Raw genomic sequence first — 23488 nt, 5'->3', positions numbered from 1 at the left:
TATTCTTTATTTTGGTTGCAAAATGAATTCAAGTGGTGATTGAAGATCGAAGCTCTTTTTTTGTTTTAGAGCATGAATAACTTCAGGTAACTTATCAAAATTAATATCCTGAAAATAGGAAGCAAACTCATTTTTCGAATTAATATATAGGCGTTTTCTGTTTCGCAACCCTGGATTTTTTATAAGACAGCAGAGAGCGACGATATCCCTAAAAAAGATTTCATTTTCATTCTGAACCATTATCGGGTCCTGTTTGTATGGAGTCAACTCTTGGAGAAACTCATCAAAATACCTAACATATAGAACATGCAGGGTTCTTTCTTCTCCGTTGTCAATAAAAGTTACTTCACTTCTGTTAAAAAAGTCCTCTGAAGTATTTGATTTTTCTTTTTCCAATTCAAAACCTTTACATTCTTTAATCTGCAAGATGATCCCGCCCCTTATTGAAATCCTCAGTTGCTATTAATCATGAACAGACAACTGATAAATCATTTTGAAAACGTATATTTATTTTAGCATAAATTGGTCATGAAGATATCACTTTTAAGAGTTAATCGTTTCTTGAAATTTCTCAAAAAATAAATCCGCTTCTTCTTGGATATATTCATCCTCCACTTTTTCTGGGAGCTGTGGCAGTTCATCTAGACTTTTAAGACCAAAGTAATCAAGGAATTCCTTTGTGGTACCATATAAATACGCTCTTCCAGCACCTTCTGCCCTGCCTACCTCTTTAATCAAGACCTTTGACATCAATGTATGCAATGGTCTTTCCGTTTTAACCCCACGAATTTCTTCAATTTCCGCACGAGTAATTGGCTGTTTATAAGCAACAATGGCTAAGGTTTCTAATGCTGCCTGTGATAAAGTAGAGGTGTGTGGAGAATCAACCAGCTTTTTTAAGTAAGTAGCGTTCTCTTTTTTTGTAGCCAGCTGGTATGTGCCCGCCAACTGTACAATCATAATGCCTCTATTTCCGTTTTGTTCATACTCTTTTCTTAGATCCTCAATAACCTCATTTGCTTTCAATTCATCCACATCTAATACTTCTGCCAGTTGTTTTAATGATAGTCCTTCATCACCTGCAGCAAATAAAAGACTTTCCAATATGCTTGTCCAATTTATAATATCCACTTTGATTGGCCCCTTCCTACACGGCTTCAACAAAGATTTCACCAAAGTTTTCTTGTTGTTCCACGTCAATCTCTTTTCTTTTTATAAGCTCTAAAACGGCTAAAAAGGTTACTACGATATGTTCTTTGGCTGGATATGGGAATAAATCATTAAAATTCTTTCTCCCTCTAAGTTGTTTTAATTCATCCATAATCTCTATCATTCGTGTCTCAATAGAAATTTCTTGCCGCGTAATTTTAGTTGCCAATGGTCTTTGCAGCTTCTTTCTCCGTAACAACTTTTGCAATGCAGCTAACATATCATATAAAGAAACATTTATTTCCGTCTTTTCTGGTTTTTCCTTTGCAAAATCAGAAAGATCACTTGGCGGCTTTGTATACATAAGCCCCCGTTCTTCCTCCATCGATTTAAGGTCCTGTGCTGCTTCTTTATATTTTCGATACTCAATTAAACGTTCTACAAGTTCGTCTCGGGGGTCCTCCTCATAAGACATGTCCGTGTCCTCATCGACTAGGACTTCCTCATGTTTTGGAAGTAGCATCTTACTCTTAATCGCAAGTAAGGTAGCAGCCATGACTAAAAACTCACTGGCAACATCCAATTTGAGCTCATTCATTGTTTGAATATACAAAAGGTATTGCTCAGTAATTTGAGCCACTGGAATATCATATATATCGATTTCGAGCCGGTTAATTAGATGGAGAAGTAAATCTAACGGCCCTTCAAATGCATCAATTTTCACCTGGTATGGCATTTATATTTCACCAAAATTCTATAAAGTAAAATTATTTATATGTCAATACGACTACTAATAGTATAGAGGATTCATTTGTGTTATCCAATAGAAAAATCCTTACTTATGTGCTTTATTACAAAATAGATGATTGCCCATAACAATGGACAAATATCCTACATATGATGACAAGGTAAAGTACAAAACTTTTTAGGAGGTATTTGAATATGTCTGATGGATGCTTTGGTAATGGTTTTGCATTAATCGTCGTTCTATTCATTTTGTTAATCATTGTTGGTGCTTCCTGGGTTTATTAAAAAATAAGCAGAGGTGCAGACCCGTCATTTTTGACGGGTTTTTTCTTTTTATACTAAAGGAACAGCATTGTATGATAAACTAATCGTAAAATTAGATGGAGGGAAATTTCTTGTATCCTGATGAATACATTCAATTTTTAGCCCACTTTCATGGTGATAGAGATTATTTCGAATGTCACGAAGTACTAGAAGAATATTGGAAAAAAACCGCCCCTAGAAAAAAAGATTCAATCTGGGTCGGTCTGATTCTAATGGCTGTTTCCACCTATCATCACCGTTTAAATAACTTTAATGGCGCAAAACGGACATTAGAAAAGGCAATAACCATATTTGAGAATCAAAACGAAACCTTAAAACAATTGGGCTTGGATCCACAGCCACTTCTTCAAATTTTATCTGAGCGGTTAGCCCTAATTACATCAGAACAAACTTACAAAAGTTTTCAATTACCAATTAGTGATCCCTTATTATTGGAACAGTGTATTGCAATCTGCAACCAATTAAATATACGATGGGGACAAGATAGTGATTTCGCCAATGTCACTATCATTCAACGGCACAAACTAAGAGATCGAACTGATGTGATCCAAGAACGAATTCAATCACTGAACATAAGAAGAAGAAGCAACGAATAATTTTATTCGTTGCTTCTTTGTTTAACATACATCACATTTTTCGATAAATGGAGCAGTATTTTCATTTGGGACAATGACTTTATCTGCATACATCTCTCTTAATGATTTGACCATCCTTTTACCGACACCTTGATACCGGTGGGATGGGTTTACAGAAATATGCTGAATCTCAATAGTATTTTCTTCGTTATGATATAGAACCCCGAGCAGCCCAATAATATCTTCTTCTTTCCATAAGAAAAGTTGCCAGTTCTCTTCTGTCTCATATTCCTTCATGGTTAACTGAAGCTTTTTTAAGTCCTTTTCATTAGGCATAAAAGACAGTAATCCCATTGCAATTTTTTCGAATGTTTTCTTATACCGAATTAACATTTTGATCCCTCATTATATTAAATAAACCATTGGTAACTTTGGTTTAACAATAGTATATTTTTACCAAACTAATTATTAATAAACCTTTATTTATTATATGTATTTTCATTTATAGTGTTTCACTAATGACCATCATACATAATTAATGGGCAATCAGCAATGACAAAAATTACATTTACTTTTGACTGGGCCCAATAAACAGCCAGTAAATTATTCCCCGAATGACAGAAATTCCAATAAGTATACTAAATAATACCCAGTTTCTTTTCATCATACTTCCTCCGAACGAGTTCATTCTTGACACTCATTCTACACCAAAAAACCGAAATAATCTATTTACTATTACAAGTTTTCCAAATGTAAAAAGCTAAAGTTTATAAACTATGAAACTTCTTTATCCTTTTATTCGTTTATATTAAAGGATTCGGTTATATTATAAAAGAGCAGGGTAATAATAAATTAGCTTTAAAACGTCAAGGAGGAAAATAATGAAAAAGTTTTTTATTTTATTACTGATAACGTTGATTTTCATTCAACCGATTAGAAGCTTTGCTGACATGGTTGAAGGCGATATGATTGTCACATTAGGTGAAAATCTCACAGAAGACCAGAAAAATAAACTTTTAGAGGAAATGAATGCCCCTAAGGATGTACAAATAGTCACTGTTTCCAATCAAGAGGAACATCAATATTTAGGAAAGTATGTAGCCAAGTCGCTTATTGGAACAAAAGCTATTTCATCCTCTGCTATCACCATTGCTCCAAAAGGTTCTGGTATTACAGTAAAGACGAATAATATCAATTGGGTAACTGATGAGATGTATGTTAATGCTCTAATTACCGCTGGTGTTAAGGATGCAAACATCTATATCACAGCACCTATTTCAGTTTCAGGAACTGCTGCCTTAACAGGAATTATAAAGGCTTATGAAATCTCAGCCGATAAAGCCATTCCAGAGGATGTAAAACAGGCAGCAAATCAGGAAATGGTTGAAACAGCAAAACTTGGAGATTCAATTGGCGAAAAAAATGCTGCTGCATTAATAGCAAAAGTAAAAGAGGAAATTGCCAAAAATAAACCACAAAATGACGAAGAATTACGTAAAATCATTGAACAGGCTGCCAAAGATTTAAACGTTAGTCTTACCGATGAGGAAATGCAGAGGTTAATGGACTTATTTAATAAGTTAAAAGATTTAAACATCGACTGGAACCAAGTGAGTGACCAGTTAAATAAGGCAAAAGATAGAATTTCTAAGTTTCTTTCTTCTGAAGAAGGACAAGGCTTTTTAGAAAAGATTAAGCAATTTTTCATTTGGCTGATTGATGCGATCAAATCCATCTTCTCGTAATTGAAAAAGCTGCCTCTTGTGGGCAGCTTTTTCGATTATTTTAATGGTAGGTCATGTTTAACAAGATCTTCATATGTTTCTCTTTTAACAACTAGTGTAGCTTTCCCATTTTCAACAAATACAACAGCTGGCCTAGGGATCCTGTTGTAGTTATTTGACATGGAATAGCCATATGCACCTGTACAAAATACAGCGAGGATATCTTCTTCTTCAGTTTCAGGAAGCGGTAAATCCCAAATTAACATATCACCAGACTCGCAACATTTTCCTGCAATGGAGACTGTCTCATTTGTTTTTGCTAAAGGTCTATTTGCAAGAACCGCCTCATATTTAGCACTATAAAGAGCTGGCCTGATGTTATCACTCATACCACCATCCACCGCCAAATATTTCCTTACACCTGGAACCTCCTTAGACGAACCTACTTTATAAAGTGTAATGCCCGCATCACCTACTAGTGAACGGCCAGGCTCAATCCAAATTTCAGGCATTTTTAATGTATAATGCTTCGTTAACTTCTTTACTTCTTTAATAATCTCACTTACATATTGTGCTGGAGGTATGGGCTCATCCTCTTTCGTATAGCGGATTCCAAAACCGCCTCCTAAATTTAACACTTTTGCTTCAAATAAATAGGTCTTCTTCCACTCTGCCATCTTTTCTACAATTTTCTTAGCCGCAAGTAAAAACCCTGTAGTTTCAAAAATCTGAGAACCGATGTGGCAGTGCAAACCAAGGACATCAAAATAATGGAAATCAAGTACCGTTTCTAACGCTTTTGCTGCCTGTCCGTTTTGAAGGTCAAATCCAAATTTCGAATCCTCCTGACCAGTTAAAATATAATCATGGGTATGTGCTTCAATTCCTGGTGTGATACGCAAAAGAATGCTTACCTTCGCATTTTTTTCCTGACAAATAGCTTTTAAAAGCTCAATTTCATGAAAATTGTCAACAACAATACAACCAATTTGATGATCCAAAGCCATTTCCAATTCTTCACGGCTTTTATTGTTTCCATGAAAGTGGATTCGTTCAACAGGGAATCCAGCAACAATTGCTGTATATAGTTCCCCTCCCGATACAACATCAAGTGATAGCCCTTCCTCTTCGGCTAACTGAATCATCGCTACGGTCGAAAACGCTTTACTTGCATACGCCACTTGTGCATTAATATTTTGGTCTTCAAAGGTCTTCTTGAAGCCTCTAGCTCTTTCTCTCATTAATGCCACATCATATACATAAAGAGGAGTACCAAATGTCTGCGCTAATTCAATAGCATCGACTCCTCCTATCTCTAAATTTCCACTTTTATTTATCCCTGTTGACCCGTAAAAATACATTTCCTTCCCCACTCTCCATACCATTCACTATAGTTTATGTAGACAGTGCTAAAAAATATAATAATAAATAGACAGAATCTACGTAAGATACTGCCTATTCACAATACTTTAACACTGTATTTAATTAAAATTACTTTAGCACACCTGAAATAAAACCGCAATTATTTCTCGTTTGCTTTTGGTGGCTGTCTGAAACGATTCCTTGGATGAACAATGCTTGGTCTAAGTAATGAACCAGGAATGGCTCTGCGAAAGACAATCTGCATAAATCCTTTTGGCTCAAAAGGGAGAAATGGCCACAAATATGGTGTATTAAGTGCGCGCATTTTAGCTAGATAAATAAACATTAAGGTGGTACCTATGATAAAACCCGGTGCGTGGAACAAAGCAACCAAAATAGTCAATGTTATCCGTAACATTTTATTAGCTACACCTAATTCATAGCTTGGAGTGGTAAAGGAACCAATACCTGCAACAGCTACATATAAAATGACCTCTGGCACAAACAAACCTACATCAATTGCAATTTGACCAATCAAGACCGCTGCAATTAAACCCATCGCTGTTGATAATGGGGTTGGTGTATGTATGGCGGCCATACGTAAAAACTCTATACCAAAATCCGCCAGAATTAATTGGACAACAACAGGAATATTAGTTTGTTCATTGGGTCCAATAAACGAAATTTTTTCAGGTAACATAGAAGGCTCTAGAACAAATAATAGCCACAAAGGTAGTAATAGAATAGATGTGAGTACACCTAAAAAACGGGTCCAACGGACAAATGTTCCTGCTGCAGGTGATTCACGGAATTCTTCAGCATGCTGTACATGATGAAAATAGGTTGTTGGTGAGATGATTACACTAGGAGAAGTATCACAATATATGATTACATGTCCCTCTAAAAGATGTGCAGCAGCTACATCTGCTCTCTCCGTATATCTTACCATTGGGAAGGGATTCCATCCTTGTTTTAAGATAAATTCTTCCAGTGTTTTATCAGCCAAAGGTATGCCGTCAACTTGAATGGCTTGGATTTCTTTTCTAAGAATATTGATTAAATCTCCATCGGCAACATCCTCTATGTAACCTAGTGCCACATCTGTTTTTGACCGTTCTCCTACCTTTAACATCTCAAAACGAAGGCGTTCATCACGAATTCTTCTTCTTGTTAAAGCGGTGTTCAATATAATATTTTCTACGAATCCATCACGGGAACCACGAACCACTTTTTCAGTATCAGGTTCTTGAGGGGAACGCCCGGGATAACTCCTAACATCTACCGCAAGAGCAATATCGACCCCATCGATTACTACTACTATTAATCCAGATAATACAAAGTCTACCAGTTCATTAAGTGTTTTTATCGGCTGAACAGATTGATTAAGAAGACGATTATAAATAAGTTTATATATGTCTGTTGATTGTTTTTCATGGTCGTTGAGTTGTACCAACTCTTCAATTAATTCAATAACGAAACGAGTATCACACAAACCATTACAGAAATAAATTTGTACATCTGTCTTGAGAACGTTTAATTTTCTAACTCCTAGATCAAAACTAATTCCCAGTCCTACTCGTTGTTTCATATAATTCTCTGTTTCATGGACCGATTCAGGGATTGGCCATTTTTGCTCGTTACTTCTTGCCATGGAAGCCGCTCCTTTCTAGTATTAGCTCTACTGCTTTCTTTGTAATAGGGGAACCCTGCTTATAGGAGTCATGCCTCGCCATTTTCCCCACATCACCTACACCTACAATAATTGGTACATCCAAATCATCAAGACAGTAAACTGTATCTCCGTTTATTCTTCCGACTTCAAGTTCAGCTATACCAAATTTATCAACACCATAGGGAGTTAACTCCCCATCACGGTCAATGCTCACATCTACCCTGGCCCATTCCTCATGTCTTGATTTTGCTGCAACTGCAATGATGCCCAACACTTCAATGTCTTTATGTTTAGCAACATATTTTAATGCTTTCTCGCCAGCACCTTCCCCAACGATGCCGCTATCATCAAACATAACTAATACAGGATCAAATGGCGCTTCTTTTATTAACCGGACGATCTCAGGCCCGGTTAATCTAGACGGATTTCCTTGTGAACGGGAAATACAGCGACCGCCAATTTCACGAGCAACATGCTCGATAGCTCTTTTTGCATATTCATCACCGTCAGTTACTAGAATGACTCGTCTCCGATTACTCATTCTTTGATGTCCTTTCATTAGAAAAGCGTATGCACCAGCTAATGAGTGAATCTGCTGTGCTTTGCTAGACAGTTATTTATTTAATGATCCACAAAATATAGCCATTGAAAAAGTGATCCAACAATTTTCCCGAGCACAATCGCCATAATTAATATGATAATTTCCCCATCCAATCGAATTCTTTTTACAAGTATAGGTAAAACATTTAGTACTTCTGTAAGTGCGGCAGCTAACATCCCAACGAAGATCCCACCTGTCACTCCTAAGAGAATTAAAGTGTACGGCCAAATATGTAATACTGGATCTCTAAGGCTTGCAACTACCCCTGTTAATGCCCCAATAACTACTGCCCATTCATACTGTTGGATCATCTTCATTGTCTTTGTAAGTTGAGTTAATCTTGGAATCACTCCCAGGACAGTAAGAAAAGCAACAAAGCCAGATCCTACTGCTAACCCACTTGCAATTCCCAGAAAGCTTACAGCGATAATTTTAATTGTTGTCATGGAGTTGCTTCATACTTTCTTTATTTTCATGAATGATTACGTAATTATCTAAATCCATTTGATAATTAAACATCTCAACTTCAAGAGGACTAGGCTCATCATTAATTCGTTTCTTAAAAACATGATTAAAAAACAGGATCATTCCAAGTCCTAAACCTATCGAGTAAGGAATTTGAAATAATAATGGTTTTGCTTCTTTACGACCTGTAATCATGGTATACAGCTTTTCTTGGACACTTCTCATACTGACATCATCATGAAAATTCATGATTGCCATGGCAGAACCAAAAAATAATAGAAACCAAATCAATAGAAAAAAGGGGATAGACACTCCCTTTTTCTTTACTATGACTTCAATAATTGTTTGAGCAGGACCAATCGTTTGTACCTCCAAATCTTCAAACTTATTTGTTATTAGTTGAATTACTTTCATTACATCAATAACAACAATATTACGGTCCTTTTCTGTAAGTTGATGAATCATCATAGATTTTAAATTGGGAAGAACCATTTCTGGGGCAATTATTTGAGCAACATCTTTTAAGCAAATCTTTCCATCAGGTTGGGCCTGAACACGATTCCGCATGCGGATGTAGATTGTTTTATCCAAAACACTCACTTCCCACACAATAATATCCTCGTATAAATAGTATGGTTTGGAACTAATCATTTCATGTATAAATGGATAAAAAGCACATTTTTTTCCAATAAAAAAACCGTTGGATCATAGATCCATACGGTCTTTCATTTGCTGTAATATCTTTTTCTCAAGCCTTGAAACTTGAACTTGTGAAATTCCAAGCCTCATAGCAACTTCTGATTGTGTTTGATCTTTGTAATAGCGTAAATAAACAATAAGTCTTTCTCGTTCATCCAATTCCCGAATTGCTTCTTTCAGGGCAATTTTATCAAACCATTTCCCCTCATTACCATCGTCAATCTGATCAAGTAATGTAATAGGGTCACCATCATTTTCATACACAGTTTCATGTATAGACGAAGGTGTTCTGCTTGCCTCTTGGGCAAGAATGACGTCTTCTGGCGAAAGCTCTAAATGGGCAGAAATTTCATTAACAGTTGGAATTCTTCCAAGTACTTTCGATAATTCATCCTTGGCTTTTCGGATTTTATTTCCCATTTCTTTGAGTGACCGGCTAACCTTAACTGTTCCATCATCGCGGATAAATCGTTGGATTTCACCAATGATCATTGGTACAGCATATGTGGAAAACTTAACATCGTAGGAAAGGTCAAACTTATCTACTGATTTTAATAAGCCGATACACCCAATCTGAAATAGATCGTCAGGGTCGTAGCCCCTATTAAGAAACCTTTGAACGACAGACCAGACAAGACGCATATTCTTTTCTACAATAAGATCTCGTGCCCCCTGGTCACCATCCTGGCTCTTTTTAATGAGCTCTTTCACTTCATGATCCTTTAAATACGTTTGACTTTTATCGTTCTTGACCTCCACATCCATCGGCAAGTCTCCTTAATTGCAAAGCATTTTGCGGGATTGTAAATGCTTTCGTAATCTGACTTCGGTTCCTCGACCCGGCTGTGAATGAACCTCTACCTCATCCATGAAATTCTCCATGATGGTAAAACCCATGCCGGAACGTTCTAAGTCCGGCTTTGTTGTAAATAATGGCTGACGAGCTTCTTCCACATCTACAATACCTAATCCATTATCTTTTATTGTCATATCAATCATGTTATCTTCAATAATTACTTGGATGAAAACCGTACCACTCGGATCATTTTCATATCCATGTATAATGGCATTTGTTACGGCTTCAGAGACAACTGTTTTTATTTCCGTTAATTCATCCATTGTTGGATCTAGTTGAGCAATAAAAGCAGCAACAGTTACACGGGCAAACGATTCATTTTGACTTAACGCACTGAATTGAAGATTCATTTCATTCTTCACTCAGGCCACCCCCAATCTTTGCAATGCAAATTCCTCAGTCGGTTCCATTTTGATAATTTTAAATAAACCAGACATGTCGAATAATCTTTGAATTGCAGGGGAAATTGCACAAACAACCATTTCACCGTGCACCTGTTTAATTTGTTTATATCTTCCTAAGATCACTCCTAATCCAGAGCTATCCATAAAGGAAAGGTGTTCTAAATTTAAGACAATATGACGAATTTCATTCTTTTCAATTACTGCAGTTGCTTTTTGCCGTAAATCATCAGCTGTATGGTGATCCAGTTCACCACTTAAGCGAATGCATAATACGTCATGTTTTGTTTCCATATTAATATTAAGACTCACTATCCCCGGCCTCCTTAATCTGGTATAGTGAGTCAATTCGCTTTTTGACAGCTAATATCCTTCTGTCATTACAAAACTAGTCGTTTTTCGCTAAAACTAGTTACATTATAGGTTGTTTCGACAACGGTTATTTACCCGCTTTGGTAAACATACCAAATGAACGCTTATATAATGTCCACCAACCTGCTTCCTTGACTGCTTTATTTGCTACTAAAGGACTTTCGAGAATGACTTTACCATTCTTAATCAATTGAATGGTCCCTACTTGATCCCCTTTGGCAATTGGTGCCTTCAGATTTTTGGCCATTACTATTTTTTGTTTAACATTTTCAGTCTTTTCACCTTTTTTTGTTAGTAAGGAAAGAGGTTCACTTGTCACCGCTTTAACTGTTTTTTCTTTCCCTTTACTAATTCTTGCTTCACCTATCGTTTGACTCCGTTTAAACATTGGGTGTGTTTTATATTGACTAAAGGCATAATCCAGCATTTTCGTTACTTGTGCATTTCTTTCCTTTGATGTCGGGGCGCCAAAAACCACTGCAATGACACGCATGCCATCTTTTTGTGCTGTTGCCGTTAAGCAATATTTTGCTTCAGCAGTAAAGCCAGTTTTCAATCCATCTACGCCAGGATAAAATCGAACTAATTTATTCGTATTAACCAGCCAAAACTTCTTATCTGTATTCTCACGGAGATAGGCTTCATACATTCCTGTGAATTTTGTGATGTCTTCATATTTGAGCAGTTCTTTTGCCATCATAGCCATGTCAGCTGCTGTACTATAATGTCCGCTCACTGGGAGCCCTGTAGTATTTTTAAAGAAAGTGTGCTTTAATCCTAGCTCTTTTGCTTTATCATTCATCATATCAACAAATGCTTCTTCTGAACCTGCTATTCTCTCAGCCATGGCCACCGAAGCATCATTACCGGAACCAATAGCAATTCCTCTTAACATTTCCTTTGTAGTCATTTCTTCACCAGGTTCAAGGAAAATCTGCGATCCTCCCATTGAAGCTGCGTATTCACTTGTCCGTATTTTTTCATTCCAGGTAAGCTTACCTTTATCAATTGCTTCCATTATTAAAAGCATTGTCATGATTTTTGTCATACTAGCAGGCGGCAGTTCATCATTACTATTTTTCTCATAAAGGACTGTACCCGTATCTCGTTCAATTAAAATGGCAGATTTCACATCACTGACAATGTCAGTACTCTTCTTTTCTTCAGCTGCAAAAGCAGCTGGCCCCCATAAACTTGTAAGTAATAAAGATGTCACTAATAAAGAGACCATTCTTTTCATTCGCATAACCCTCCATTCTTTATAGCCTCCATTTTTTCCAAAATAAATTACTTTATACAATTTTTACCTCTCTTGTATAAAAAAATAAAGGCTGACCCAAATGAGTCAGCCTTTGCTTACTGTCAAACATGTCTGTTGATTTCCGCTCCAGGCACGAGCGGTTCGTGGGTGTTTCGGCGAGCCTCCTCGGCGCTTGCGCCTGCGGGGTCTCCCCTGAACCATACTCCCACAGGAGTCTTCGTGCCTTCCACTCCAATCAACAGGTTATAAAAATCAACATTGTTCTTTATAACAGTCTTTTTATATTAATCAATTATTGAGTAATTTCTTCATGTACAAGAATTGGTGCTTCTACTTTTGAAGAGGAAATTTTGATGTTTTCATAAAGTTTCTCTTTGACTTCATTTACATCTTCAAAATTACTGTAGATAGTTACTAATGAGTCGCCTTTTTTCACTTGGTCGCCGATTTTCTTTCTTAAAACAAGTCCTACAGCTAGGTCGATGACTGATTCTTTTGTTGCTCTTCCTGCACCAAGAAGCATTGCAGCAGTTCCTACTTCATCGGCTACAATTTCTGAAACATATCCATCTTCTTTCGCTTCTAATTCAATAATATATTCTGCCTGTGGCATTTTAGACGGGTCATCAACTATGGAAGCATCTCCACCTTGAGAACTTAAGAATACTTTTAACTTTTCAAGTGCCGAACCATCTTTAATCACATTTTCAAGGAGAGTACGTGCTTCTTCTAATGAACTTGCTTTTTCAGCTAAGTACACCATATGGCTTCCGAGTGTTAAGCAAAGTTCTGTCAAGTCTTCTGGACCTTCACCTTTTAAAGTATCAATGGCTTCTTTAACTTCTAAAGCATTACCGATTGCATATCCAAGTGGCTGGCTCATATCCGAGATCACGGCCATAGTTCTTCTTCCAACATTGTTCCCGATGCGAACCATTGCTTTAGCCAGTTCCCTTGAGTCATCCAAAGTTTTCATAAATGCCCCAGCACCAGTTTTAACATCAAGAACGATTGCATCTGCACCAGCAGCAATTTTCTTACTCATAATCGAACTTGCAATGAGTGGAATGCTATCAACTGTTGCAGTTACATCTCTAAGCGCATATAGCTTTTTATCTGCAGGAGTTAAGTTACCACTTTGGCCGATAACCGCAATTTTATTTTTATTAACAAGATCCATAAATTCATCATTTTCGATTTCAACATGGAATCCTTTTACTGCTTCTAATTTATCAATTGTCCCGCCTGTATGCCCTAATCCACGCCCAGACATTTTCGCAACCGGTACACCTAATGCTGCAACAAGTGGTCCAAGAACAAGTGTAGTTGTATCACCTACACCACCAGTTGAGTGTTTATCAACCTTGATTCCTTCTATTTGAGATAAGTCAATTTGATCTCCTGATTCAACCATTGCCATAGTTAAATCCGCTCTTTCTTTTTCGGTCATACCTTGAAAGAAAATTGCCATGGTTAAGGCACTTACTTGATAATCAGGGATTGAACCATCTGTATATCCGTTAATAATGAACTTAATTTCTTCTGTTGATAATTCCTGTCCATCTCTTTTTTTCTCTATTAAGTCAACCATTCTCATGAATATCACCACTTCTTAGTATTTAATATTTTGGCTTTGTTACAATTTCCTGTTGATTTCCGCTCCAATCAACAGAGTATAATAGTCAACAATGTTCTATAACACATTATCCAATGTTTTTTACTATTTCTTTAATATAACGAAGGAAGTCTGCTTTTACTCTTTCTGTTGTTTCAATGACTTCATCATGTGTTAACGGCTGGTCAAGGATACCCGCTGCCATATTGGAAATACATGAAATCCCAAGAATCTTCATTCCACTGTGACGCGCAACAATTACTTCTGGAACTGTAGACATTCCAACTGCATCCCCGCCAAGTACTCTTGCCATGCGGATTTCAGCTGGTGTTTCATAAACCGGGCCTGGATTTCCAAGGTAAACCCCTTCTTGAACCTTAATATTTAGACGCTCGGCAATGCCTTTCGCTAATTGACGCAACTCTTTTGTATATGCCTCTGACATGTCAGGGAAGCGCACGCCAAGCTTCGAATCATTTGGTCCAATTAACGGGTTTGTTCCCATATTATTAATGTGATCAGTAATAATCATTAGATCTCCAGCTGAGAAGCTTTCATTTACCCCTCCTGCAGCATTGGTCACAATAAGAACTTCAACTCCTAGCTCCTTCATAACACGTACAGGAAATGTAACTTTATCCATACTATATCCTTCGTAGAAATGGAAGCGGCCCTGCATTGCTACAACCTCTACACCACTTAGCAAACCAAAGACTAATTGTCCAGCATGTCCTTCAACTGTTGAAATTGGAAAGTCCAGAATCTCGTTGTAAGGAATTTTTACTGGGTTTTCAATTTCATCTGCTAAAACTCCCAGACCAGATCCTAGTATTAAACCTATTTTTGGGGTATTTGCATATTTCCCCTTCAAAAAAGTAGCGGCAGTATTAATTGTTTCGAAGTTCATCATCTTACTCCTTTTTAGGCTATTAAATTTAACAGCATTCATTTTTGGCGACTCAATTTATTTCAATTCATTTAAGAAGCTCTTACCGTAGTTAGGCATCTTGACATTAAAGTTATCAGCAACCGTTGCTCCTAGATCAGCAAAGGTTTCACGCATTGAAATTTCTTTCCCTTCAGCCATTCCCTTTGAATATACAAGAAGTGGTACATATTCACGTGTATGGTCTGTACCTGGTGCAACAGGGTCATTTCCATGGTCAGCTGTAATCATTAGAAGATCATCTTCATTCATTTTTGCAAATACTTCAGGCAGACGTGCATCATATTCCTCCAATGCCTTTCCATAACCCTCAGGATCACGGCGGTGACCGTATAATGCATCAAAATCAACGAGGTTTAAAAAGCTAATGCCTGTGAAATCCATGTCAAAAGTTTCAACTAACTTATCCATTCCGTCCATATTAGAGACAGTTCTTAGTGACTTTGTCACACCTTCGCCATCATAAATATCAGAAATTTTTCCGATTGCTATAACATCTAAACCTGCATCCTTCAGTTCACTCATTACAGTCCGGTCAAATGGTTTTAATGCATAATCATGGCGATTTGCTGTACGTTTAAAGTTTCCTGGTTCCCCTAAGAAAGGACGAGCGATAACGCGACCAACCATATACTTTTCATCAAGTGTTAATTCACGAGCGATTTTACAGATTTTATACTGTTCTTCAATCGGAATAATTTCTTCATGTGCCGCAATTTGGAGGACAGAATCTGCAGAGGTATAGACAATCAATGCACCTGTCTTTATATGTTCTTCACCAAGTTCATCGAGAATTTCTGTCCCACTTGCAGGCTTATTTCCAATAATCTTTCTACCAGTGCGTTGTTCTAATTCGGAGATAAGTTCAGCAGGAAACCCATCAGGGAACACTCTGAACGGTGTTTGAATATTTAAACCCATAATTTCCCAATGCCCAGTCATGGTGTCTTTTCCGTTCGATGCTTCCATCATTTTTGTATAATAAGCTAACGGTTTTTCCGCCTTTTCTATTCCTTTAAGTTCACGGATATTACTTAAGCCTAATTTGCCCATGTTTGGCATGTTAAGTCCATTCATTCTTTCAGCAATATGCCCTAACGTATCTGCTCCTTTATCTCCAAAGCGTTCAGCATCTGGCGCCTCACCGATACCTACTGAATCCATAACAATAATGAAAATCCGTTTATATGTATTTATACCCATGCGATTCTTCCTCCTTTTATTCATAGAAACCGTTTGCAAATAGTAAAATTACAATACTATATTTCCCGCATTAATTTAGGATTATGAGACATAATAAATTTCTATTTGTCAGAAGTCTGACATCTCATCTCTATTTTACTAGATGTTTTTGAAAATACAAGAAAAAGCTGCTGAAATTTTCAGCAGCTTTTTGACACTTTTGTGACTTTACAGGTTATCTAGTAATCTCCTAAGCTCTAGGATGAAATTTACTATATACATCCTTCAGTCTTGTTTTTGTTACATGTGTGTATATTTGGGTTGTTGAGATATCGGCATGTCCCAACATTTCTTGAACTGCTCTCAAATCTGCCCCATTTTCTAAAAGATGGGTAGCAAAAGAATGTCTTAATGTATGCGGTGTTAAATCTTTTTCTATTCCCGCCTCTTTTGTTAATTTTTTCAATATTTTCCAAAATCCTTGCCTCGTTAAGCGCTTTCCCTGATGATTTAAAAACAATGCTTGCTCTCTTGTTTCCTTTGAAACAAAATGCGGTCTTCCTTGTTCTAGATAAATCTTCAATGCTTCGGAGGCTGTACGGCCTATTGGAATAATTCGCTCCTTATTTCCTTTTCCAATACAACGAACAAACCCCATAGTTAAGTGGACATTATCGAGATCCAAGCTAATTAACTCACTCACGCGGATTCCAGTTGCATATAAAAGCTCAAGCATCGCTTTATCCCTAATACCAAAGTGGTCATTTTGTTTTGGAGTATCTAGAAGGATTTCTACCTCTTGTAAACTTAGCACCTTTGGTAAGGTCTTCTCTAGTCTGGGTGTTTCAATCAAAACAGATGGATCTTGATCCGTTGCCTTATCCCGTAATAAAAATTGATGAAAGGCACGAACCGATGCAATATGTCTCGCTAAAGTCTTTGAGGATTTTCCTTGTTCTTTTAAAAATCCTAAAAAATGCACAATATGAATACGCTGCACTTCATTTAAATCTAAAATAGATTCAACATTTCTTAAATAATGAAGATAGCTTTTTAAATCCCGCTCATAAGATACAATCGTATTCTTTGCAAGCCCTTTTTCCACTATTAAAAAATGCATAAAATCTTTTAATTGATCTTCCATCACATTACTCCCCATTTAAGTAAAACAACATCAGCCGATCTAACAAGGAAGAATTCTCTTCATTGACTGCATTAGATACTTTTAATGCAGCTCCTTCCGGTTCATCATAGCGATGATAATTTTGATATTCTTCGGATACCCACATGATACCATAATAAAATAGAATCGTGCACCCAGTGAAAATGATAAAGACCTTTATCGTTTGAAATGCAATTTTAATAAATGACATCTCTCTTCCCCCAATTAATGATTACTAGTAAAAGCTATGCCAGAATGTACAAGTTTTATACCTAGTCTTCATTAATAGAGAGAATTATTTCATACTATTCTTTCCCCAAAAAAGAAAAAAGCCCTTTTCAGTTAAAGGACTCATTTTACTTTATTCAACTTCTTCTTCTTTTACTTTATCTTGACAACGATAGCAGATGCCATGGAAGGTAAGACGATGGTCTTTTATTTTAAAATTCCACCTACGTTCAACAACTGCTTCCACATCTTCTAATAAATCTTCCTGAATTTCATCAACAGCTCCGCATTCAATACAAACAAGATGATGGTGAAAATGTGCCGCACCTTCTTGACGCAGATCATAGCGGGAAACACCGTCACCAAAGTTAATTTTATCAACAATTTTTAATTCTGTTAGCAATTCGAGTGTACGATAAACAGTTGCTAAACCAATTTCAGGCGATTTTTCTTTTACGAGGAGGTACACATCTTCTGCACTTAAATGATCCTCTTCATTTTCTAGCAAAACACGAACGGTTGACTCACGCTGAGGAGTTAATTTATAACTCGCTGAATGCAACTGTTTCTTTATTCTCTCAATTCTAGTTTCCATCCTGAAGGCCCTCCCTCGCCACTGTTAATTCTCATTATAACAGATGAGAAAAGAGAGTCAAAATAAAATTATTATAAACAACAGTTTATACTAATTATTAAATAATATTTATTTTAAAATACCTGAACTTACCACTGTTTTCATTAACCAAGGAGATAAAAAGGCTTCAATACCTGAGGCTGCAGAAATAAAAATTACTGCGGCAATTAAAGCAAAAATGTAACGTTTAAAAAAAGGCATTATTGGCTGGGCATATTTTTTCATAAATTGTTTTTTTACCATTCTCAGTGAGAATATAACTGAGAATGCTGCCATCATTATAAATACTGGAATGATAATCAAATTCTGCGGTAAGATCGAGACAAAAGCTAGCATAAATCCATTCCAGCCCATTTGACTAACTAGAAAACCAACTGTAAACCCAACTACCATTCCCTTAATAAACAAAAGAATAAGAATGACAGGTAAACCAATAATTGAAATGCCCAACACCCACATTAGCCCAATGAACTTACTATTATGGAAGAAGCTCTGTAAAAACAATTCATTGTCCTCTGATACTTTTCCGTCAGAAACTTGGCCAAAAAATTGTGATAAATAATAGAATAAATCTTCCTTTTGTGTAATACTCATGCTATTTACAACAATAGCCCCAAAAATGACTCCCATCAAAAATAGAATCACTATAAATAAAAAAATTGAGGAGTTCTCACGGAAATAACTAGCGACATCGGACTGGTACAATCGTTTTTTCATCTGGGTTCCTCCTACTATTCTCAAATCGATTATTACATTCTATGCCAGTCTAGTATTTCTATGACCATATTTTAATAGAGTTTAAGCAAAAAACCCGTCAGTCTCTACTGACGGGTTTTCTCTGCATTAATCTGCAATTTTACCGTATTTTCCGCCTCCACCAGCAGCAAGGCTTATACTTCCTTCTCTCGCTTTCATAATCAACTCTGCAATTTTTGGCGATACGATTTCTTTTAATGCCTCATACGGCACTTCATGTAAAATCGCCATTTCACTTCCAAAATGATTCACCAGCTTTTCGAGTAAGCGCGGTCCGAGACCAGGAATGAACTCAAGCGGTACTTGGTGGATGTAAGGAGGCCTTTTCGCAGGACTTTCCTCGGCTGTTTTAAGTTCCAAAATTCTATCGGCCACACCTTTGATCATCTTATTGCTACCACATAGTGTGCAAAGCTGCTCGTTATTAGAAGCCGGGTTAAGGCACTCTGCACATACTGTTTTATGGTATTTTCCAAGTAGTGGATCAAGTCCATAGTTTGCAATAATCTTCCGACTATCAATCCCTTTTAATGCTTTTTGTAATTCTAAAAAGGTAGGCTCCTGCATTGCAACTACTTGGTATTCACGTGCAATTTTCGCTAGCGAATGTGCATCAGAATTGGTTACAAAAGTGAAATCATGTAATTCTTTTAATTGATCAGCCATGTTGGTATCAGAACTTAGCCCAAGTTCGATCCCATCAATCATTTCTGGATCTAACACCTCAGTTAGTGAGTGGTTCACACCTTTACCGTAGAGACTTTTGAATGGGGTAAAAACATGGGCAGGAATAAAGATGCCTCCCAATTCTTTTACCTTCTTTTGTAATACGATTCCGGTGACATAAATTCGTTGGGAGCTTAATTGTATATTTTTCAAATGACCAGAAAGCCATGATGAAAATTCTCTCATGACAGAAAGAGTGGGAAAATAACAGAGCAAGTGAATGGGCCCGTTACATTGCTCATCATAAATCTCTAATTCGGAACCTGGAATAACGGTTAAGTCCCCAAACACTAATCCGCCATCTGGATGTTCAACAACGTCACCACTTTGTATGAGACTTTCCATTTCAAGAATCACTTCTGGTGAATGGCTATCAATTATCCCGATCATATTTAGCCCTTTTTCATGTCGTGCATGTTCAATGATATTGCTGAAAGTAAGTGATTTAGCACCTGTAATTTTTACTGGCTTGCCCGTCCACGTTCGCCCAATATGAATATGTAGATCTACATAGTAGCGGTTCATTTACTTTTCAACGCCTCTTGTAATTGTAAGTACTGCACTGCATAAATCGTTTTGGCATCATATATCTTTTGTTCTTCTACATATCTTAGTGCTTCTTCAAGCGTCAGTTCTTCAAGATTAACAAACTCGTCTTCGTCAAGTGCAGCTGAATTTTCCTTTTTTGTTAAACCTGTTGCCAAATAGACATGTACAATTTCGTCAGCAAAGCCTGGGGATGTATAAAAGGAAGTAAGCAAATCTAGATTTTCACATTCATACCCTGTTTCTTCTTCTAATTCTCGTCGGGCACAAAGAGAAGGCTCTTCCCCCTTTTCGAGCTTTCCGGCAGGAATTTCTACAATTGTTCTTTCTAATGCTTTCCGAAATTGCTCAACCATAACTATTTTTTGGCCATCCGTAATAGCTAAAATAGCGACGGCCCCTGGATGTTTAATTATTTCTCTTTTACTCTGTTTACCGTTTGGAAGCTCCACATCCTGTAAATGAAGACTAATCACTTTACCTGAGAAAATTTCTTCACTATGGAGCGTCTTTTCTTCGAGATTACTCATTATGGTCACTCCTGTTCTATTCCTATTTTCTGCTCATACATTTTACCATACTTTAATTGGAGGAGTATGGAATGAAAGTCTATGTGTATGAAAAGGGAATCATTCTAGTTGGCAAGGGATGGGAGATTGTGCAAATGTTAAAAGAGTATAACAAGGAATACCACACCGTATCCGAGTGGTTGAAAAATGTTCCACAAAAATAAATCCTGTCGTTTGTAGTCTGTCCTGTTCTTTAATAAAATGATAGAAAAGGACGGGGTGATTTTTTGAAAAAAAGACAATTGGGAAAATCGGATTTATTTGTAACAGAGTTAGGTCTTGGCTGTATGTCTATTGGCACGGAGGAGAAGCCAGCAAGAGCAATTATTGAAGCGGCTCTTGAAGAAGGGATTAATTATTTTGATACGGCGGACTTGTACGATTTTGGCGAAAATGAACTATTAGTGGGTAACGCCTTAAAGAATGTCCGTGAACAGGTAATTATTGCTACAAAGGTTGGAAACCGCTGGAACAACGAGCGATCTGGTTGGTCTTGGGACCCTTCTAAGGCCTATATTAAAGAAGAAGTGAAACATAGCCTAAAGCGTCTAGGCACTGACTATATTGATCTTTATCAATTACATGGCGGGACTATCGATGACCCAATTGATGAAACCATCGAAGCATTTGAAGAATTGAAGGAAGAAGGTTACATTCGCTATTATGGCATATCATCGATACGACCTAATGTAATAAGGGAATATGTAAAAAAATCAAATATCGTGTCTGTGATGATGCAATATAGTATTCTTGATCGCAGGCCTGAAGAAACGGTTTTATCCCTTCTTGAAGAGAATGGAATTGGCGTCGTCACTCGCGGGCCTTTGGCAAAGGGAATTTTAAGCGATAAGTTAATGGAAAAGGCATCTGACAAAGGATACTTGGATTATAGTTTGGGCGATTTAAACAAAATCTTACCTTTATTAAAAGAAAAAGTGGCTTCATCCCGCTCATTTACAGAGATAGCACTCCATTATAATCTCGCAAATCCTGCAGTTACTTCAGTTATTGCTGGTGCCAGCAGCCCGGAACAGCTTAAAAGAAATGCCCATGCTGTCAGAAGTCAGGTTTTGACAGAAGAAGAATTAATGATAATAAGAGAACTAACGAAGGCAACTATTTATAGTGAACATCGATAAGTAAAAGGGAGAGCATATACTCTCCCTTTTACTTAAACTCCTTCCAATTCATCCCACTTTCATTTAAAAGCTCTTCAAACGATTTGTTCTTTTCCTTCAATCTCCGTTCTTCCCGTTTCCGCTGTTCTTCCGCTTCTTTTCTTTTTTCTTCCTCCGCCTTCAACTGATCCTGCTGCTCCTTTAACTGCTTCATTAAATTTGGATTAATAAGGTCTTTTAACGTTACCGCTGACTCATCTTTTTTTGGAGCAGCTTGTCTTGATTGCTTGGATTTCTTTTTCATTCCTACTTCCCCTTTATAATTTTTTAAGTATAGTATATCATCTCTTGTAAAATCCCGACAAAAAAGCAGGCTGTTCGTTTTAACAGCCTGCTTTCTAATTAATAAGCTTCTAGTTTTACATTTTCATCAACATGTAATGTAGCTTCTGTTGAATTAACAACATCTTCAACTGTAAAACCTTCGGCAACTTCAACAAGTCTTAGACCTGAGTCAGTTACGTCCATTACTGCACGCTCAGTAATAATCCGATTCACTACCCCTTTTCCTGTTAACGGAAGTGTACATTGTTTTAAAATTTTGGATTCACCTTTTTTATTTACATGCTCCATGATGACAATAATCTTTCGAGCACCGTGAACCAGATCCATCGCACCGCCCATACCTTTAATCATCTTTCCTGGAATCATCCAATTTGCCAGATCTCCGGTTTCCGATACTTCCATTCCACCAAGAATCGCAATATTAACATGACCACCACGGATCATCGCAAATGATTCAGCACTGTCAAAATAAGCTGCCCCGGCAATGGCTGTTACTGTCTCTTTACCTGCATTAATTAAATCAGGGTCCACTTCGGCCTTTGATGGATATGGACCAATTCCTAACAGACCGTTCTCTGATTGAAGAACTACCTGTTTATTGGCTGACATATAATTGGCAACAAGAGTTGGCATCCCGATGCCTAAATTTACATAAAAGCCATTTTCTATTTCTTTCTCTGCCCTAATCGCAATTCTCTCTCTGACAGAGATTTTTTCATTTGCCATTCAACTTCTCTCCCTTCACCGACTCTAGTTTTTAACAGTTAATCTCTCAATCCGTTTTTCTTGAGCCCCTTCAATAATGGTCTGAACATAGATGCTTGGAGTATGTATAAAATTAGCATCCAGTTCGCCAATTTCATAGAGTGTTTCGACTTCAGCAATCGTTACTTTTCCAGCTGCGGCAATCATTGGGTTAAAATTTCGAGCTGTCTTGTGATAAACAAGATTCCCCATTTTGTCCCCTTTCCACGCACGCACTAAACTAAAATCTGCTACCAGTGCTTCCTCTAAAAGGTACTCTCTTCCGTTAAATACTTTTTTTTCTTTTCCTTCTGCTATAGGTGTGCCTACCCCAGCAGGAGTATAGAAAGCTGGGATTCCAGCTCCACCCGCTCGAATTTTTTCAGCTAATGTTCCCTGCGGTGTTAACTCTACCTCAAGCTCCCCCGTTAACACTTGTCTCTCAAACTCTTTATTTTCCCCTACATATGATCCAATCATTTTTTTGATTTGTCTATTATTTAAGAGAAGTCCTAAGCCCCATTCATCAATCCCGCAGTTATTAGAAATGACCGTTAAATCCTTTACACCTTTTTCAGCTAAGGCTAGGATAAGATTTTCTGGGATTCCACACAGACCAAATCCACCAACCATTAATGTTGCACCATCATGAATATCTGCCACCGCATCCCGAAAGGATGTACAAATCTTCTTCATTTCACTATGTCCC

Annotated in this window: 30 protein-coding genes; 5 read left to right on the top strand and 25 right to left on the bottom strand. The window is 37.2% G+C overall.

The annotated features are described in order from the left end of the window. Nucleotides 1-6 precede the first annotated feature (6 nt). The 3 genes from QE429_RS10380 to QE429_RS10370 all read right to left on the bottom strand — a co-directional run bounded on the left by QE429_RS10380 (nucleotide 7) and on the right by QE429_RS10370 (nucleotide 1885). Complete coding sequence (locus QE429_RS10380; RefSeq protein WP_307286930.1) at nucleotides 7-426, bottom strand: hypothetical protein; 420 nt, start codon at nucleotides 424-426, stop codon at nucleotides 7-9. Nucleotides 427-543: 117 nt separating this feature from the next. Continuing rightward, complete coding sequence (gene scpB, locus QE429_RS10375; RefSeq protein WP_307286929.1) at nucleotides 544-1131, bottom strand: SMC-Scp complex subunit ScpB; 588 nt, start codon at nucleotides 1129-1131, stop codon at nucleotides 544-546. A 16-nt stretch (nucleotides 1132-1147) separates the two neighbouring features. Then, a complete protein-coding gene (locus QE429_RS10370) occupies nucleotides 1148-1885 on the bottom strand; it encodes a segregation/condensation protein A (RefSeq protein WP_307286928.1) in 738 nt (245 codons plus the stop codon). Between the two features lie 206 nt (nucleotides 1886-2091). On the opposite strand from QE429_RS10370, the gene QE429_RS10365 reads away from it, so the two are divergent. Together QE429_RS10365 and QE429_RS10360 are read left to right on the top strand one after the other, a co-directional pair. Next, on the top strand, nucleotides 2092-2181 hold the full coding sequence (locus QE429_RS10365; RefSeq protein WP_307286927.1) for a YjcZ family sporulation protein: 90 nt from the start codon (nucleotides 2092-2094) through the stop codon (nucleotides 2179-2181). A gap of 110 nt (nucleotides 2182-2291) precedes the next feature. Then, nucleotides 2292-2816, top strand: a complete 525-nt coding sequence (locus tag QE429_RS10360) for a DUF309 domain-containing protein (protein WP_307286926.1) — start codon at nucleotides 2292-2294, stop codon at nucleotides 2814-2816. 21 nt (nucleotides 2817-2837) lie between these two features. Here QE429_RS10360 and QE429_RS10355 read toward each other — a convergent pair whose 3' ends face one another. Then, nucleotides 2838-3188, bottom strand: coding sequence for a GNAT family N-acetyltransferase (locus tag QE429_RS10355; protein ID WP_307286925.1), 351 nt, complete (start codon nucleotides 3186-3188; stop codon nucleotides 2838-2840). Nucleotides 3189-3673: 485 nt separating this feature from the next. On the opposite strand from QE429_RS10355, the gene QE429_RS10350 reads away from it, so the two are divergent. Continuing rightward, nucleotides 3674-4540: a DUF1002 domain-containing protein gene (locus tag QE429_RS10350; protein ID WP_373463246.1), complete on the top strand. Its 867-nt coding sequence runs from the start codon at nucleotides 3674-3676 to the stop codon at nucleotides 4538-4540. Nucleotides 4541-4575: 35 nt separating this feature from the next. On the opposite strand, the gene lysA is transcribed toward QE429_RS10350, so the two are convergent. From lysA to QE429_RS10260, 18 genes are all read right to left on the bottom strand, one after another. Then, nucleotides 4576-5880: a diaminopimelate decarboxylase gene (gene lysA, locus QE429_RS10345; RefSeq protein ID WP_307286923.1), complete on the bottom strand. Its 1305-nt coding sequence runs from the start codon at nucleotides 5878-5880 to the stop codon at nucleotides 4576-4578. Nucleotides 5881-6041: 161 nt separating this feature from the next. Continuing rightward, nucleotides 6042-7532, bottom strand: coding sequence for a spore germination protein (locus tag QE429_RS10340; RefSeq protein ID WP_307286922.1), 1491 nt, complete (start codon nucleotides 7530-7532; stop codon nucleotides 6042-6044). After that, nucleotides 7519-8094: a stage V sporulation protein SpoVABEA gene (spoVAEA, locus tag QE429_RS10335; protein ID WP_307286921.1), complete on the bottom strand. Its 576-nt coding sequence runs from the start codon at nucleotides 8092-8094 to the stop codon at nucleotides 7519-7521. The genes QE429_RS10340 and spoVAEA overlap by 14 nt, the downstream gene beginning before the upstream one ends. Nucleotides 8095-8174: 80 nt before the next feature. Next, the gene (locus QE429_RS10330; RefSeq protein ID WP_307286920.1) at nucleotides 8175-8600 is read right to left on the bottom strand and encodes a stage V sporulation protein AB; all 426 of its coding nucleotides are present in this window, start codon (nucleotides 8598-8600) and stop codon (nucleotides 8175-8177) included. Further along, on the bottom strand, nucleotides 8587-9210 hold the full coding sequence (locus tag QE429_RS10325; protein ID WP_307286919.1) for a stage V sporulation protein AA: 624 nt from the start codon (nucleotides 9208-9210) through the stop codon (nucleotides 8587-8589). Before QE429_RS10325 ends, QE429_RS10330 begins: the two co-directional genes overlap by 14 nt. Nucleotides 9211-9324: 114 nt before the next feature. Beyond that, nucleotides 9325-10083, bottom strand: a complete 759-nt coding sequence (sigF, locus tag QE429_RS10320; RefSeq protein WP_307286918.1) for an RNA polymerase sporulation sigma factor SigF — start codon at nucleotides 10081-10083, stop codon at nucleotides 9325-9327. Nucleotides 10084-10095: 12 nt separating this feature from the next. Beyond that, nucleotides 10096-10536, bottom strand: coding sequence for an anti-sigma F factor (spoIIAB, locus tag QE429_RS10315; protein WP_307286917.1), 441 nt, complete (start codon nucleotides 10534-10536; stop codon nucleotides 10096-10098). Then, nucleotides 10537-10887, bottom strand: a complete 351-nt coding sequence (gene spoIIAA / locus QE429_RS10310) for an anti-sigma F factor antagonist (RefSeq protein WP_307286916.1) — start codon at nucleotides 10885-10887, stop codon at nucleotides 10537-10539. Between the two features lie 127 nt (nucleotides 10888-11014). Then, complete coding sequence (locus tag QE429_RS10305) at nucleotides 11015-12187, bottom strand: D-alanyl-D-alanine carboxypeptidase family protein (protein ID WP_307286915.1); 1173 nt, start codon at nucleotides 12185-12187, stop codon at nucleotides 11015-11017. 313 nt (nucleotides 12188-12500) lie between these two features. Next, nucleotides 12501-13805: a pyrimidine-nucleoside phosphorylase gene (locus QE429_RS10300; protein ID WP_307286914.1), complete on the bottom strand. Its 1305-nt coding sequence runs from the start codon at nucleotides 13803-13805 to the stop codon at nucleotides 12501-12503. Between the two features lie 106 nt (nucleotides 13806-13911). Continuing rightward, the gene (locus QE429_RS10295; protein ID WP_307286913.1) at nucleotides 13912-14730 is read right to left on the bottom strand and encodes a purine-nucleoside phosphorylase; all 819 of its coding nucleotides are present in this window, start codon (nucleotides 14728-14730) and stop codon (nucleotides 13912-13914) included. Nucleotides 14731-14787: 57 nt separating this feature from the next. Continuing rightward, on the bottom strand, nucleotides 14788-15972 hold the full coding sequence (gene deoB, locus QE429_RS10290) for a phosphopentomutase (protein WP_307286912.1): 1185 nt from the start codon (nucleotides 15970-15972) through the stop codon (nucleotides 14788-14790). A gap of 229 nt (nucleotides 15973-16201) precedes the next feature. Then, nucleotides 16202-17095, bottom strand: a complete 894-nt coding sequence (gene xerD / locus QE429_RS10285) for a site-specific tyrosine recombinase XerD (protein ID WP_307286911.1) — start codon at nucleotides 17093-17095, stop codon at nucleotides 16202-16204. A 4-nt stretch (nucleotides 17096-17099) separates the two neighbouring features. After that, nucleotides 17100-17324 (bottom strand): YqzK family protein, encoded by a 225-nt coding sequence (locus QE429_RS10280; protein WP_307286910.1) that lies wholly within the window; start codon nucleotides 17322-17324, stop codon nucleotides 17100-17102. Between the two features lie 150 nt (nucleotides 17325-17474). Then, nucleotides 17475-17936, bottom strand: a complete 462-nt coding sequence (fur, locus tag QE429_RS10275; RefSeq protein ID WP_307286909.1) for a ferric iron uptake transcriptional regulator — start codon at nucleotides 17934-17936, stop codon at nucleotides 17475-17477. 108 nt (nucleotides 17937-18044) lie between these two features. Beyond that, entirely contained in the window at nucleotides 18045-18692 is a 648-nt protein-coding gene (gene spoIIM, locus QE429_RS10270) for a stage II sporulation protein M (protein WP_307286908.1), read from the bottom strand. 126 nt (nucleotides 18693-18818) lie between these two features. Then, nucleotides 18819-19982 carry an endonuclease Q family protein gene (locus tag QE429_RS10265; protein WP_307286907.1) on the bottom strand — a complete coding sequence of 388 codons (1164 nt, stop codon included), beginning with the start codon at nucleotides 19980-19982 and terminating at the stop codon, nucleotides 18819-18821. Next, complete coding sequence (locus QE429_RS10260; RefSeq protein WP_307286906.1) at nucleotides 19979-20533, bottom strand: NUDIX domain-containing protein; 555 nt, start codon at nucleotides 20531-20533, stop codon at nucleotides 19979-19981. The genes QE429_RS10265 and QE429_RS10260 overlap by 4 nt, the downstream gene beginning before the upstream one ends. Nucleotides 20534-20604: 71 nt before the next feature. Here QE429_RS10260 and mciZ point away from each other — a divergent pair, with 71 nt between their 5' ends. Beyond that, nucleotides 20605-20736: a Z-ring formation inhibitor MciZ gene (gene mciZ, locus QE429_RS10255; protein WP_307286905.1), complete on the top strand. Its 132-nt coding sequence runs from the start codon at nucleotides 20605-20607 to the stop codon at nucleotides 20734-20736. Between the two features lie 63 nt (nucleotides 20737-20799). Beyond that, nucleotides 20800-21711, top strand: coding sequence for an aldo/keto reductase (locus QE429_RS10250; protein WP_307286904.1), 912 nt, complete (start codon nucleotides 20800-20802; stop codon nucleotides 21709-21711). 28 nt (nucleotides 21712-21739) lie between these two features. Here the strand turns inward: QE429_RS10250 and QE429_RS10245 are convergent, their stop codons facing one another. The 3 genes from QE429_RS10245 to QE429_RS10235 form a co-directional block, all read right to left on the bottom strand. Next, nucleotides 21740-21994 (bottom strand): YqkE family protein, encoded by a 255-nt coding sequence (locus QE429_RS10245; protein ID WP_307286903.1) that lies wholly within the window; start codon nucleotides 21992-21994, stop codon nucleotides 21740-21742. A 98-nt stretch (nucleotides 21995-22092) separates the two neighbouring features. Further along, nucleotides 22093-22761: a 3-oxoacid CoA-transferase subunit B gene (locus QE429_RS10240; protein ID WP_307286902.1), complete on the bottom strand. Its 669-nt coding sequence runs from the start codon at nucleotides 22759-22761 to the stop codon at nucleotides 22093-22095. 24 nt (nucleotides 22762-22785) lie between these two features. Further along, a complete protein-coding gene (locus tag QE429_RS10235; protein ID WP_307286901.1) occupies nucleotides 22786-23475 on the bottom strand; it encodes a CoA transferase subunit A in 690 nt (229 codons plus the stop codon). Nucleotides 23476-23488 lie beyond the last annotated feature (13 nt).

The organism is Bacillus sp. SORGH_AS_0510, assembly GCF_030818775.1.
Taxonomy (GTDB): domain Bacteria; phylum Bacillota; class Bacilli; order Bacillales; family Cytobacillaceae; genus Neobacillus.
Note: the sequence above shows the minus strand (reverse complement) of the source record. Positions and strands in the feature narration are given on the sequence as shown.